The organism is Oleiphilus sp. HI0086, from assembly GCF_001635225.1.
In genome coordinates this window covers 1-14361 of the sequence record NZ_LWFZ01000612.1, presented here as the reverse complement: position 1 = coordinate 14361, position 14361 = coordinate 1, and the positions used below count along the sequence as shown (strand labels likewise).

Below are 14361 nucleotides of genomic sequence, written 5' to 3'. Positions count from 1 at the left end.
TCAGGTTGAACTAAACGTTCAGTATACGGTATCGGACCCAGTAGCATTTGCTTTACGCGTTGAAGATCCAGAGCGTAGTTTACAACATGCTGCTGAATCAGCATTACGGCATGAAGTGGGTAGTACAGATTTGAACCCAATTCTAACGGCTGGCCGTGCTGTGCTTGCAGAAAATGCGCGAACGCGTCTGCAAAGCTTTATGGATTCCTACGACACGGGTGTTAACGTTAGTATTGTTAACGTTAAAGAAGCGCGTGCACCTGCTGCTGTTCAGTCAGCCTTTGATGATGTTCAAAAGGCTAATCTGGATAAAGAGCGTTATGTAAACGAAGCAGAGGCTTATGCCAACACCGTTGTTCCCGAAGCGCGTGGTAAGTCTCAGCGAATGTTAGAAGAAGCGAACGCATATAAAGAGCAGGTTATCTCTCAGGCACAAGGTGAGGCTGATCGTTTTAAGAAGTTACTTGTTGAATATAAAAAAGCGCCAGAAGTTACCAGAGACCGTTTATATCTTGACGCAATCTCATCGGTATACAGCAATAGCAGTAAAGTCTTGGTGGATGTAGAAGGCGGCAACAATATGATGTATTTGCCTTTGGATAAGCTAATGTCTAACCGCTCTGTTAGTCTATCAAATGATGATAGCGTAGATCAGTCTGTGTCAGATATTGCAGACCAAGTTATTGAGGAGCTTCGTTCAAGAAACAACCGTACATCCAGGGAGAGCAGATAAATGTCTAAGTCTTCATTATTATCTTTGATTTCATTACTGGTTGTTGTCGTTGTTCTATCTGCATCGATTTATGTAGTAGATGAGCGAGAAGTGGGTATCAAGCTTCAGTTTGGTGAAATCGTTGAAACAAACATTCAGCCAGGTGTGCACTTCAAGATGCCTTTCTTTCAGAATGTTCGTTTGTTTGATGCGCGTCTTCTAACCTTAGATGCACAGCCAGCACGTTTTCTTACCGTGGGTAAGAAATTTGTAATCGTTGACTCTTTCATTAAGTGGAAGATTGTCGATGTTAAAGCTTATTACAAGGCAACAGCGGGTAATCGTTGGCAAGCCACGACCTTGTTGGCGAACTCAACCAACAAAGGCTTACGAGACGAATTTGCATCTCGCAGCTTAACTGAGGTGGTATCGGGTGAGCGTGATCAGTTGATGAGTATCATTACCAAGAAGCTAAATGAGCAAACGGTTAGTGAGTTTGGTATTCAAGTGGTCGACGTGCGTGTGAAAGGAATTGACCTGCCTGAAGATTTGAGTAAAAACGTATACCGTCGTATGGCGACTGAGCGTGAGCGGGAAGCAAGAGAAACTCGTTCGCAGGGTAAGGAGCTAGCAGAAGGTATTAAGGCAAACGCCGATCGTCAAAAGATTGTACTGGAAGCTGATGCTTATCGTAAGTCGGAAGAAATACGTGGTGAAGGTGATGCCATTGCTGCAAACACCTATGCTGAAGCCTTCAATAAGGACCCAGAGTTCTATTCTTTTACGCGTAGTTTGAAAGCTTATACAGATACATTCTCTGGTAAAGATGATGTCTTGCTGCTTAAACCAGATAGCGACTTCTTTAAGTATATGAAGAAGCCTGACGCGAAGTAATCTAAGTTAATTTCGCTCTATCAAAACGCGAATAGATAAGTTCTATTCGCGTTTTTTTATGCTTTTTGCAAACATTGGTTTTTTTGTGCGCAATAAAACTGTAAAATCGCGTGCTTTTGGGTCTTCTAGAATTTGAAGGCCAATTTCAGCCCTTATTTTGCTGAAATAATGTTGTTTGATAAGACTGTCCATAAGAGAGAATTTGCATGAGTGTGTCTGAACGCTGGTTACTGCCAGATGGGGTTGATGAACTGCTGCCACCAGAAGCGTGGAAAGTAGAGCAGATGCGCCGGTCGATGCTCGATATTTATGCTTCCTATGGTTACGAGCTGGTATCACCGCCGCTTATAGAGTATTTAGAGTCATTGTTGACGGGGACTGGAAACGAGTTAGATTTACAGACGTTTAAGGTGACCGATCAGCTCACAGGCCGTTTGATGGGGGTACGCTCTGATATAACGCCTCAGGTAGCAAGAATTGACTCGCATATGCTTAAAACTAACGGTATTAGCCGACTATGCTATGCAGACACCGTGCTACATACTAGACCTGCACACATGCTTACTAACCGCTGTCCGATGCAAATTGGCTGTGAATTATTCGGTGAGAAAAGCCAGGCGGCAGACCTTGAAGTAATTTCTTTGATGCTAGATACGCTAAATGCCGCTCAGGTAGGTCGTATACATATTGATCTGGCGCATGTCGGAATTTACCGAGGGCTGTTAGAATCTGCAAGCTTTGATGAAAGTACTGAAATTAAAGTGTTTGATGCACTTAGTCGAAAATCTATACCTGAATTGGACGCTTTAGCTCAAGCAGATGATGCAAATAAAGAGATAATTTTACTTATTAGAGATATTGCCAACCTAAGTGGTGGTGTTGAGTCTCTAGAAAAAATTCGTCAAAGTGTTGAGCGTTTAAAGCTAAGCGCTAACGAAGGTATTGTTTCCGCTATTGCTGAGCTGCAGAGAATTATTGATCAAATTCAGCTTCGTTTTGATGGTGTTGAAATCGGGATCGATTTTTGTGAGTTACGTGGATACAGCTATCATACTGGTATTTTGTTTTCAGCGTTCAGCTTGGGTTATGGATATGCCTTAGCGAAAGGTGGCCGCTACGATGATATCGGTAAAGGTTTTGATCATGGTCGGGACGAACGTTCGCGTCCTGCTACCGGCTTTAGCGCAGATCTAAAAGCTATTTTGAAAGTCTCTAGCTTGGCTGCAGAAACGCCTGAAAAGGAAAGAGTCTTTGCACCTCTGTCTGATGATAAAAAATTGCATAGTGAGGTAGCAGCGCTACGTAAGTCCTATCAGGTAGTTCAAGCGTTAAATGCTGCAGATACTGCGAAAGGGTATTCTTGTAGCAAACAGCTGGTATTAAAAGATCAACAATGGGCTCTTGAGCCTGTTGGCTAGTGTTATTTCGGGCGGCTAAGATAGCGGTCCATTCAGTTTAAAGGCTTGTCAGTATCTTGTTTAGCTGGCAATTAGCAATAAAAGCATTGTGCTTTTTCTATGAGAAGAGAAGTTATGGGTAAGAATGTTGTCATTTTGGGCACCCAATGGGGTGACGAAGGCAAAGGTAAAATCGTTGACTTATTAACAGATCAGGTTGCGACGGTAGCGCGATTCCAGGGTGGCCATAATGCCGGTCATACACTGGTAATTGACGGGGAAAAGACAGTATTACATTTGATTCCTTCCGGAATTCTACGTGATAACGTTACTTGTCTGATTGGTAATGGCGTCGTGCTTGCTCCTGATGCTCTTATCAAGGAAATGACTGAACTTGAAGAAAAAGGTGTGCCGGTTAAGGAGCGCTTAAAGCTGAGTTTGGCTTGCCCATTAATTTTGCCTTATCACGTTGCGCTTGATCAAGCGCGAGAGATAGCGAAAGGTGCTGATAAGATCGGTACGACTGGTCGCGGAATCGGCCCAGCGTATGAAGATAAAGTTTCTCGTCGAGGTCTAAGGTTAGGTGACTTGGTTGATGCAGAAAACTTTGCTAAAAAGCTTAAAGAAATTATGGAATACCACAACTTTGTATTGGAAAACTTCTACAAAGTTGAGCCTGTAGATTATCAAAAGACGCTTGATGATGTGCTTGAGATGGCGAAGGTTCTTTTACCGATGGCGGTTGATGTCACGGACGAGCTTCACGCATACCGTAAAGCGGGTGAGAATATCTTGTTTGAGGGTGCCCAGGGCTCCTTGCTAGATATTGACCACGGTACCTACCCATTTGTAACATCTTCAAATACGACCGCAGGTGGCACGGCGACCGGTAGTGGTTTCGGTCCTATGTACCTTGATTACGTACTGGGTATTACTAAAGCTTATACAACTCGAGTTGGTTCTGGTCCATTCCCAACAGAGTTGTTTAATGATCAAGGTCGTCATCTTGCCGAGAAAGGCCATGAGTTTGGTGCAACCACTGGTCGTCCACGTCGTTGTGGTTGGTTTGACGCGGTTGGTTTACGTCATGCTATTCAGATCAATTCGGTGTCTGGTATTTGTTTGACCAAACTTGATGTACTAGATGGTCTTGAAGAGATTCAGGTTTGTGTAGGTTATAAGACTAAAGCGGGTGAAGAATTAACACGCCCACCGCTTGATGGTCGAGGTTATGAAGATCTGGAACCTGTATTTGAGTCGCTACCTGGTTGGTCAGAAAGCACTTTAGGTGTGCAGAAACTAGAAGACCTTCCTGAAAATGCTCGAAGCTATATCAAGTACATTGAAGAGAAGATTGAAGCGCCTGTTGATATTATTTCAACCGGCCCTGATCGTGTTGAGACGATTGTGCTGAGACATCCTTTCGACTGATTTAGCTAATCAATACTTAAAAAGCCTGATTGCTTTATGCTTTCAGGCTTTTTTTATGAGCGAGTGTTTTGAGTTGAGAGTGACTACAAGCTATTTTTTATTTGCAATGAAAGTCGCACGCAAAGGGGCAGGGTAGCCTTCAAGCGTTTTGCTCTGGTCTGTTGGGTCTAGGAAGTCCTTTAAGGATTGGAACTTCATCCAGTCCGTGCTTCGCTGCTCTTCAGTTGAGGTGATGTTGCTCTCTACACAGCGAATATTAGTGAAACCGGCTCGCCTTAGCCATAAGCTCAGGGTTTCTTTAGTTGGTAGATACCAGACGTTTCGCATCATGGCGTAACGATCCTCTGGCATTAGACTATAGCCTAGCTCACCTTCACAAATGAGCGTTTCCAGCACCAGTTCGCCGCCCTGGCGCAAGGTCCCCTTGAGCTCCAATAGGTGATCGATAGGTGAGCGGCGATGGTAAAGCACGCCCATTGAGAAAGTTGTGTCAAAGGCCTCTAGCTGTGGTGTCACATCTTCCATTCGTACTGGGAGCAAATGGATGGGTGCTTGAGGGCCACAATATTTCTTTAGAGTCTCGAACTGTAGTAAGAATAAAAAGTTCGGGTCGATCCCAATAACATTTTGTGCGCCTTCGCCCAACATACGCCAGCAGTGATAACCAGAACCGCAGCCTACATCGAGTATAATCCGGTTTTTTAAGGGGGTGATGTGGTCTTTGATACGTTCCCATTTCCAGTCTGATCGCCACTCCGTATCGATATGAACGCCGAATAAGTCATAGGGTCCTTTTCGCCAGGGTATTAAACCTCTAAGTGCTTGTTCAAGCTGTTTAAACGTATCACTATTTAGGCCTTCCTTGCTGTCGGCACCAACACGTGAAGCATCTAGATTGACGATGTCGGAGTTTAAAACTGGCAGAGAATGATAGGCCTCCAACCAACGCTTTAAGTCACCATGAGGCTTTTCTTGAAGCTTATGTTTGAGTAGGGGGATTAAAGTCTCCAACCAGGGTTCGAGCTTGTTGCTGCGCATGAAAGCAAATAAGTCGTCATAGAGAGGGTAGAAATCCATCGTTATACCTAAGCTGCTTTAATCGCTATCAGCGACATAAAGTTGAAACATTGATACCAAAGGTGGGAGTGAGTAAACCCGGCCTCTTTCAAACGCGCTTGATGGGCTTCTAGGGTGTCTGGCATTAGTACCTTTTCAAGGGCGCTTCGCTTTTGGCTCACTTCCAGTTCACTATAGCCGTTTGCGCGTTTAAACAACCAGTGCAGTTCTTCTAGCTCGCTTTGCTCATTTTGATTGTCAAAACAGATCTTTTCGGAAAGAATTAGTACGCCACCCGGCTCCATTGCAGCATAGATATCTTTGAGGAGTTTTAAGCGCAATGCAGGGTCAACAAACTGCAGGGTGAAATTTAACGTCACGACTGAGCAAGGTTGAAACGCCAGCTCTGTGATATCCTTACACACAAGTTCAACGGGAGTTTCTTCGTTATCTATTTTGATATAGTGGTTGCAGCGATCAAGCATCGACTCTGAGTTATCGACGGCGATGAGTTGGCAACTTTTGTCTCTTAAGCCATGGCGCATAGCAAGTGTTGATGCACCTAGGGAACAACCCAGGTCATAACATGCTGAATCGTTCTGAGCGTAGCGCTCAGTGATGAGACCGATCATCGGAATTATCGTGGTGTAACCGGGAACCGAGCGACGGATCATGTCAGGGAAAACTCGGGCAACTGCTTCGTCAAACTTGAAGTCGCCTACGCTATCAAGCGCTTGAGAAAAAATAGTGTCAGGTTTTTGTTCAGTCATTACTTGCTTACCAGTTCTCCACAGCGTACACCGCGATTTTTATAATCGACTAACAAACCCTGCATGCCATCATTTTTATCTGACTGGATAAATAAATAGCCTTGATGACAAACGGCTGTTTGGTTTGAAGGTTTGTGAGAAAGTCGGTATTCGCCTTGATCAAGTTTTTCTATAAAAATAGCTTTATATTCAGCGACAGGGTAGTCATCTTTTTGTTTGTTATGCTGAATGAGCCCATTTTGTTCCAAAGTGAAAAAGGTTACGAAAACTGTTATGAAAATGGCGATGACAAGTGTCGACTTTTTTACCTTGTCTTGCTCTTCTATTTCTTGATCGTTTGGTGCTTGTTCGTTCATTGTTTGTTCCAGTAATAATCTTAGCGGCCTAGTTTATGCGATGCGTGACTGAAGACAAGTCTTAGTAAGCTTGGAGCTTCAGTGGTGGTTCATCCAAAATTGATAGCTGCTCTCTCAGCTCAAGTATATGTGATGACCAATAGCGCTCGGTATTGAACCAAGGAAAGTGCATTGGAAATGCAGGGTCGGTCCAGCGACGTGATAACCAGGCAGCATAATGCATCATACGCAAAGTACGTAGGGTCTCGATAAGTTTGAGCTGGCGCGTATCAAACTCGCAGAACTCTTCATAGCCTTCAACCAGCTCGATCATTTGCTGGGTTTGTTGATGCCGGTCTCCTGAAAGCATCAACCATAGATCCTGAATTGCAGGGCCATTCAGGCAATCATCAAAATCGACAAAGTGTGCTTGGTCTTCACGCCAAAGAATATTGCCAATGTGGCAGTCGCCGTGAAGTTTAATCGGGTTGAATGGGCAGCTCTTCCATATATGTTGCATCTTATCAATCAGGTCTTGGCTTAAGGTTTCGTATGCCGGTCGAAGCGATCTGGATAGAAAGTCGTTGTCTAGCAAGAACTGTCTGCTCTTGATCGCCCAGTTTTCGATGCAAAAGTTTTGACGGTGCTTAAAGGTTTCTGCGTTACTGACCTGGTGTATTCGGCCGATGTTACAACCGATTCGGTAGAGTGTGTCGGGTATTTCAATCTCGGGTGCATATCCGCCTTGGCGCTTAAATAATGCAAAACGGAAATCTTGGTAATCGTGAAGTGTGCTGCCATTTATTAGCATCGGTGGGACGACAGATATGTCGTTTTCTAGCAAGCTTCTGGTAAATTCATGCTCTTCAAGAATGGCTTCAGTCGTCCAGCGTTGGGGGCGATAAAACTTAGCGATAATAGGCGTGCCATCTTCAATTCCTACCTGATAGACCCTGTTCTCATATGAGTTAAGGCTAAGGATGCGAGAGTCGCTAAATAGCCCGATTGACTCGACTGCGTCGAGTACGAAGTCGGGTGTAAGTTGTGCGTAAGGATGTTCGTTATCAGGTGAACTCAAGGTGTCTTGTCTCTTAGAGAATCGTCTAGGTTAAATACCGCTATTGTAGCATGGGAGGCGGCTTAGTGGCGGACTTAGTGTTGATATGCTTTCATGTGCTCTTTCAGTGCTTCCTGAGCTCGATAAAGGCGCATCTTAGTAGCACTTAGTTTTAGGTCACAGACTTCGGCCACTTCTTCGATGCGTAATTCTGCTGTGTAACGTAGGGTTAGAATTTCTCGTTCTTTAGGTGCTAATAATTGCATTGCGCTATCGAGGTCGCGTTTTGTGGTGTTGATGGTGCTTGTTCTTTCTTGGCTTGGATCATCTGTTAACATTGCTTGCAGTTCTCGGGTGCGTTTACGCTTGTCTGCAGCACTCAAGCAGGTATTCGTGGCAATTCTAGCGATCCAGGTTTTAAAACTGGAGCGACCCTCGAATTTGACTAGCGAGTGGAAAACTTTAAGCATGACTTCCTGCGATACATCATCAGCATCATCACGATTTCCGAGCATCTTCAGGCAAATATGAAAGACCAGCTTTTCGTATTTTCGAATAAGCTTTTCGTATGCACAGGTACGATAGGGCAGCTCTTCCTGTCCTTGGGTGACCCACTCATTGTCAGGGTCATTATTGGCAGGAAGAGCTACATGGTTGTGCTTGGTTTCTACGCTATTAAGCGTCATGCTAGTAATTGGTAAGCAGAGTTATTGCGATAGAATCTCCACTTGAGAATCAATTAGTTTACTGTTGGGGATTGTGATTTTGCGGCCGTCTTCAGTTTCTATAATCAGCGCAGTAGAGCAGATCTCAATTACTTCACCAGAAACGTTATCAACCTTAATTTTGTTACCCGGAACATATAGTTCACGAGCATAAACGCCTGCAACGACATTTCCGGCAACATGTTTTGTGCCTAAACCTAGTGCAAGTGCAACTGCTCCTGCAGCAGAGAGCAAAAAGATAATAACAACCTGGTTTAGCAAATCGGTTTCAATCTCTAGTTGGTTGATCGCCAGTGACACTACAATGATAACAATTAGCGCATAAATAATTCCGCCAATTGTACGTTCATAACCTAGGTTAATGCTGGCAAGTGAGGCCTCAATGGCAGTTCGCACAAGTCCTGCAATGAATAAACCGATCAAGGTTAGAATAAGAGCGCTAATCACTTTTGGTATATACAGCACGAAGTGATCAATGGTGGCGGAGACTCTATCCAGGCCTAAAGCATCTGAAGCAGAGATGATAAATGTGAGAAATACAAGCCAGTAAATTATCTTAGATAGCAGTATTGACGGCCCTGAGCTCATGCCTGCTTTCTTCAGTGCAACATCAATGCCCGCTGTTTCGGCTAAGCGGTCAAGGCCGATTTTTGAAAATAGCTTTGCTATGGTTCCGGCTAGAAATTTAGCGACAAAGTATCCACCTATCAGTAGGCCTAGTGCGGTGAGTAGGCTAGGTAAGAATTCAGCGATCTTAGCCCATAGTATCATCGGATCGGCTAGGGTTTCTTTCATTGCTTCGAGCATTACTAACTCCTGATAGGTCGCTTAGGTCTGTTGGTCAGACTGATTGTTCTTGGGAGCAAGTTGGTCACTATTTTTAAGTGCCAAGTTTGCGAACATCGGGGCAAACAACTCAGCCATGGTTACCCATATTTTGACCAGCGCAAAGCTCATCGTGTCGTGTTGACTTGTTTGGGTGCGTGTCTTCTGGAGTACCGATTTTATGTTGTCAGATTTTGGTTTTTCATCGGATTTGAACAGTGCGTCAAGATCGTCGAGGTCATCCATAGTGTTGGTCTCAATTTGAATTGATGAAATTACAGAAATTATGACATAAGTCGATAAAAGAAAGTCACAAAATAAAATTAAAAAATAAATTGTGACTTTTGGCTTTGTTAGGAGTCTATTTTGATGGAATTAAAACTAAAAGGTATTAGGAGATAAATAATGGAACAGCAACTACAGGATATTTGGAAGCAGGTAGAAGAGCCCGTCATGCTTTATGGAGGGCAGGTAGTATTAGCGATACTGTCTTTAATTATTGGCTGGTGGATTGTTAACAGGATTTCGTCGCTGGTAAATAGTAGTCTGCATAAGAATATGCCAGATGAAACGTTGGCAAAATTCTTCTCAAGCGGTGTCGAAATAGTTTTAAAAGTATTGCTCGTAATTAGTGTTGCCTCAATGGTCGGAATTGAAACGACATCGTTTGTAGCTGTGCTTGGTGCTGCGAGTTTGGCAGTGGGCCTTGCCTTACAAGGGAGTCTTTCTAACTTTGCGGGTGGTGTCATGATTCTAATATTCCGCCCAATACAGGTGGGTGAATACATTAGTGCACAAGGCCATGAAGGAACCGTCAAGGATATCGGTATATTTGTAACAACCTTACTGACCTTGGATGAGCGTATTATAATCGTGCCAAACGGGCCCTTGGCCAATGGTTCCATTACTAATTATTCCCGTAACGAAACACGCGCTGTTGAGATCGCGATCGGTATTAGTTACTCTGACAATATAAGAGAAGCAAAAGAAGCAATGGAATTAGTGTTGCGAACCGATCAGCGGGTGCTTGATAATAAAAATAATTTGGTAGGCGTATCGAATTTAGGTGACAGTTCGGTTGATTTTCTGGTTCGTGCTTTTGTTCGCTCGGAAGACTACTGGAGCTTTTACTTTGACGCGAGACCGTTACTTAAGCAAGCTGTTGAAGAAGCTGGTGCAACAATACCTTTCCCTCAGCGCGATATTCATTTGCTCAAAGAAAGTGCCTAAATATAGTTACATATACGAATTAATAGTTTTAGATAAATGAGAGTTCTGGAGAACTGATTATGAAGAAGAATTTACTACTTGCGGGTGTCCTTGCTGCTGGNGTATCAACTGCAACTGTCGCTGACGAATATCCAAATTTTGAGGCATTTTTAGGGGGGGCTTTTTACCACCATGATGACGACCGCTCATTTGATGACGCATTTAGCCTGGAAGGTGGTATTGAACTTCCTGTAAACGAAGTGATGTCTCTTGAAGCATGGTTATCTGCTTATGAGGTTGAAGGGAAATATAGTGGTGCTGAGCTTGATGCAGAGCGCATCAATCCCGGTCTGTTGTTCCATTTGAAGCGTGGTGATGTGCGTCCATTTATTTCTGCTGGTTTCAGTCATTTAGAATATGAAACAGAGGGTGGCGATGACCACAGTGAGTCATTGATCAATTTAGGTGTGGGTGTTAAAAAGTACTATGACTCAAACTTGATTCTTCGAGCTGAAGTGCTTGCGATGAATAGCCTGGATAACGAAGTGCTGGATGTTGGTGCTCGCTTAGCTGTTGGTTATGCATTTGGTCGTGATGTCGCGCCAGCAATGATGGTGGAAGCACCTGTCATCACTCCTGTTAAGCAAGTGGTTCAGAAGCAAGAGCCTGCTCCCGTTAAAGAGGAAGTTAAGCCAGCGCCAGTTCAAAAGGTAGTGATCAAAGATTCTGACAAAGATGGCGTAGCGGACAACATCGATAAGTGCGCGGGTACTAATGCTGCGTTTAAGGTCGATGCGTCGGGATGTCCCGTCATGCTGACAGAAACTGTTTCTATCCAGATGGATGTCAAGTTCCCGTCAAATAGCTCTATACTTTCTAAGGATAACTACCCGGAAATCGAGAAAGTTGCCGAGTTTATGCAGCAGTTTGAGAAAACTGTTGTGACCGTAGAAGGGCACTCTGATGATCGCGGTAATGATGCATACAACAAAGCTTTATCGCAGCGTCGTGCAGATTCTGTAAGTAAGGTTTTGACTGATAAGTTTGGTTTGCCTGCTGCTCGTGTTAAGTCTGTAGGTTTTGGTGAGGAGCAGCCTATTGCTGATAATGCTACATCTGAAGGTAGAGCGGCTAACCGTCGTGTTGTAGCGGTAGTTGAATCAAGTATTAAGAAGGCTGCGACTAAATAAGCGCTTAATCAATATCGGCCTCATGGTTTGAAGGCCGATCTCTATCTTAAACCGCTCTGCACCGAAAAGTGCAGGGCGGTTTTTTGTGAGTGAGGGATAGTTTTAATTCTTCAGAAGGCGTTTTGAGTTAATATTTTTAGATCGAAGCGCTAACTGCCTAGCAAATGCGACAAAAGCGCATGGAATTGTATGAGATTCCTTGGTAAGTTTGCGCCTTAAAAGTAACGGGAATTGCATTAACAGTTAATCAGCGTCACCGAAGTTTGTACGAACGTATCAAGTTCTTTCCAATTATAATCTACGTGAGTTGTGGTGCGCGATTTAAGGATAGCCGAAACATGAACTTTAAAATCATACTTGCCTTATTGGCTTGCTTTTTAGCTCACCCCGTGAGTGCAGAATTTATTCGAGATGGTGAATTATATCTTGGTGCAGCAGGGTATTTGTTCGACTCAGATCGCAATCTTGAGGAAGGGCTTAGCTTTGAAGCTGGGTTTGAGCGACCATTAAGTAGTGACTTATCCTGGGACCTGTGGTTTTCCATGTATAACGCTGATGGCAAAAGGGGAGGTCCTGATAGCCGGACTAAACGTTTGTCTCCAGGCGTGCTCTATCACCTGAATGAGGGTAACACCCGAGCTTTCTTATCGGCGGGCATGGGCCATCAGAAGTTTGACTTGAAAAGTAGCAGCAAAGTAAAAGAAACTGCAATTCACTTGGGCTTAGGAGTAAAGGCCTATCAGGATACCAACTATATTTTTCGTGGTGAACTGTTAGCTTTGCATGGTGCCGATCATGAGCAAACAGACTTAGGTGTCAGAATGACTTTGGGTTATTCATTTGGTCGAGAGTTTATTCGAGAGGCTCCAGAGCCTGAACCAGAGCCAATTCCGGAACCAGAGCCGGAACCGGAGCCAGAGCCCGAACCAGAACCCGAACCAATACCGGAGCCTGAGCCTGAGCCTGAGCCAGAACCAACTGATGAAGATTTAGATGGTGTATTCGATGATACTGATTTGTGCCCTGGTACAAACCCATCATTCCGTGTAGATGAAACGGGTTGTGCCGTCATGTTGACCAAGCAGGTTGCAATTACCATGGATATTAAGTTTGCAGCGAAAAGTGATGAGTTAACGCTAGAATACTACCCGGAAGTTAAGAAGATCGCAGACTTTATGAAAGAAGTCGTATCAACGACTTTGACGGTGGAGGGACACACGGATTACCAAGGCAGTCGTCGGTACAATCTGAAGCTATCTCAACGTAGAGCTGAGTCTGTTAGGCGAGTATTGGTTGACGAGTTCGGCATCGCTGAAGAGCGAGTTGCCGCAAAAGGCTTCGGTGAGGAGCAGCCGATTGCAGACAACGAGACTGAAGATGGGCGCGCTAAAAATAGGCGAGTGGTCGCAGTGCTTGAGGCTCAGGTGACCAAAGAAGCATTGCGTTAAGTCAGCTCTAGTCTTTAGAGCAATAGTATGAGGGTCTACATGGGTCGAAGTTTCGGTCTTGTAGGCCTTTTTTGTTTAATGTAGGGTCATAGCTGCTCGCTAAAGGAGTTAAGAGAAGAATTGTGAGGCGCAAATAGCGATGGAACAGTTTAATGTGGATTGCCTGGTGATCGGAGCTGGAGTTGTTGGTTTAGCAATAGCGAGGCGAATAGCTCTTGAGGGTCGGGAAGTTTTGCTCGTCGATAAAGAATCCAGCATTGGCACGCAGACTTCTTCACGCAATAGTGAAGTGATCCATGCAGGAATATATTACCCAAAAGGTTCCTTAAAAGCTCAGCTATGCGTGGCTGGGAAAGAAATGTTATATGACTATTGTGCTAAGCATCACCTTCCTTTCAAAGCTTGTGGAAAATTGATTGTTGCGACAAGTGATGATCAGATAGCTCGTCTTCAGGAAATTAAAAACCAAGCTCAACTTAATGGTGTAGACGATCTTCGCTTCATCGGTTCTGTAGAACTTAATAAGCTAGAGCAAGCGATAGTGGGTAAAGCAGCCTTATTGTCGCCTTCGACAGGCGTTTTGGATAGTCATGCCTATATGCTTCAATTGCAGGCTGATCTTGAGGCAAACGGTGGTCAGTGCGTGTTTAACTCAGAGCTCCAGATAACCGGGCAGGATGAGGGTGGAGTTGAGCTTACTCTCAATGGCGGGGAGGCTCTGATAAGAACGAAGTGCTGCATCAACTCTGCAGGTCTAAATGCTCAGCCTCTTGTTAATGATTCTCCAGCCATTTCTATTGCCGAGTTACCGAAAGCTTTCTTTGCCAAAGGAAGTTACTTTGCTTATAGCGGCGCAGCTCCTTTTGATCATTTAGTCTATCCGGTTCCTGAGCCGGGAGGTCTGGGTGTTCATCTTACGCTTGATATGCAGGGAGCTGCTAAATTTGGCCCGGATGTTGAGTGGCTGGACGTGACTGATGTTGAGCACATTGACTATAAGGTGGACCCGAAAAAACGGGAGCAGTTTTACGCAGAGGTGAGTAAATATTGGCCTGAAGTAGAGCTCGATAAAATGCATGCTGATTACTCCGGTGTCCGGCCTAAAATTGTCCCTCCCGGAAACATGGCAGCTGACTTTTCCATACAAGGGCCTGCTGATCATGGTGTAGCAGGCTTAGTAAACTTACTTGGAATTGAGTCGCCAGGTTTAACATCTTCTTTGGCTATTGCAGAGTATATTTACTCTATTCTGAAGAAAGAAAAACTATAACATTACTCTTTATGGCTATTTGCCTAGCTGGCTTTTGGTGTT

At 44.3% G+C, this 14361-nt stretch carries 15 protein-coding genes; 8 read left to right on the top strand and 7 right to left on the bottom strand.

Annotation, left to right across the window (positions count from 1 at the left end; all coding sequences use genetic code 11):
* From hflK to A3756_RS07455, 4 genes are all read left to right on the top strand, one after another.
* The coding region (gene hflK, locus A3756_RS07470; RefSeq protein WP_068553209.1) for an FtsH protease activity modulator HflK at window positions 1-733 on the top strand (733 nt) is incomplete at its 5' end.
* Window positions 734-1606, top strand: coding sequence for a protease modulator HflC (gene hflC / locus A3756_RS07465; RefSeq protein ID WP_068513442.1), 873 nt, complete (start codon window positions 734-736; stop codon window positions 1604-1606).
* Between the two features lie 206 nt (window positions 1607-1812).
* A complete protein-coding gene (locus A3756_RS07460; protein ID WP_068513439.1) occupies window positions 1813-3024 on the top strand; it encodes an ATP phosphoribosyltransferase regulatory subunit in 1212 nt (403 codons plus the stop codon).
* 114 nt (window positions 3025-3138) lie between these two features.
* Entirely contained in the window at window positions 3139-4434 is a 1296-nt protein-coding gene (locus A3756_RS07455; RefSeq protein WP_068513457.1) for an adenylosuccinate synthase, read from the top strand.
* A gap of 90 nt (window positions 4435-4524) precedes the next feature.
* On the opposite strand, the gene cmoB is transcribed toward A3756_RS07455, so the two are convergent.
* The 7 genes from cmoB to A3756_RS07420 form a co-directional block, all read right to left on the bottom strand.
* On the bottom strand, window positions 4525-5511 hold the full coding sequence (gene cmoB, locus A3756_RS07450; protein WP_068513437.1) for a tRNA 5-methoxyuridine(34)/uridine 5-oxyacetic acid(34) synthase CmoB: 987 nt from the start codon (window positions 5509-5511) through the stop codon (window positions 4525-4527).
* An 8-nt stretch (window positions 5512-5519) separates the two neighbouring features.
* Window positions 5520-6260, bottom strand: coding sequence for a carboxy-S-adenosyl-L-methionine synthase CmoA (cmoA, locus tag A3756_RS07445; protein ID WP_068513432.1), 741 nt, complete (start codon window positions 6258-6260; stop codon window positions 5520-5522).
* Window positions 6260-6616 (bottom strand): hypothetical protein, encoded by a 357-nt coding sequence (locus A3756_RS07440; protein ID WP_068553207.1) that lies wholly within the window; start codon window positions 6614-6616, stop codon window positions 6260-6262. The genes cmoA and A3756_RS07440 overlap by 1 nt, the downstream gene beginning before the upstream one ends.
* 61 nt (window positions 6617-6677) lie before the next feature.
* Complete coding sequence (locus A3756_RS07435; RefSeq protein ID WP_068513426.1) at window positions 6678-7673, bottom strand: serine/threonine protein kinase; 996 nt, start codon at window positions 7671-7673, stop codon at window positions 6678-6680.
* 74 nt (window positions 7674-7747) lie between these two features.
* Window positions 7748-8338: a sigma-70 family RNA polymerase sigma factor gene (locus tag A3756_RS07430; protein WP_082865139.1), complete on the bottom strand. Its 591-nt coding sequence runs from the start codon at window positions 8336-8338 to the stop codon at window positions 7748-7750.
* 21 nt (window positions 8339-8359) lie between these two features.
* The gene (locus A3756_RS07425; RefSeq protein ID WP_068553205.1) at window positions 8360-9184 is read right to left on the bottom strand and encodes a mechanosensitive ion channel domain-containing protein; all 825 of its coding nucleotides are present in this window, start codon (window positions 9182-9184) and stop codon (window positions 8360-8362) included.
* A gap of 21 nt (window positions 9185-9205) precedes the next feature.
* Entirely contained in the window at window positions 9206-9448 is a 243-nt protein-coding gene (locus A3756_RS07420) for a hypothetical protein (protein WP_068513420.1), read from the bottom strand.
* Window positions 9449-9607: 159 nt separating this feature from the next.
* Here A3756_RS07420 and A3756_RS07415 point away from each other — a divergent pair, with 159 nt between their 5' ends.
* The 4 genes from A3756_RS07415 to A3756_RS07400 all read left to right on the top strand — a co-directional run bounded on the left by A3756_RS07415 (window position 9608) and on the right by A3756_RS07400 (window position 14319).
* Window positions 9608-10432: a mechanosensitive ion channel family protein gene (locus tag A3756_RS07415; protein WP_068513417.1), complete on the top strand. Its 825-nt coding sequence runs from the start codon at window positions 9608-9610 to the stop codon at window positions 10430-10432.
* A gap of 59 nt (window positions 10433-10491) precedes the next feature.
* On the top strand, window positions 10492-11601 hold the full coding sequence (locus A3756_RS07410; protein ID WP_082865138.1) for an OmpA family protein: 1110 nt from the start codon (window positions 10492-10494) through the stop codon (window positions 11599-11601).
* A gap of 338 nt (window positions 11602-11939) precedes the next feature.
* Entirely contained in the window at window positions 11940-13049 is a 1110-nt protein-coding gene (locus tag A3756_RS07405) for an OmpA family protein (protein WP_068507820.1), read from the top strand.
* Between the two features lie 139 nt (window positions 13050-13188).
* Window positions 13189-14319: an NAD(P)/FAD-dependent oxidoreductase gene (locus A3756_RS07400; protein WP_068513414.1), complete on the top strand. Its 1131-nt coding sequence runs from the start codon at window positions 13189-13191 to the stop codon at window positions 14317-14319.
* Window positions 14320-14361: the final 42 nt, after the last annotated feature.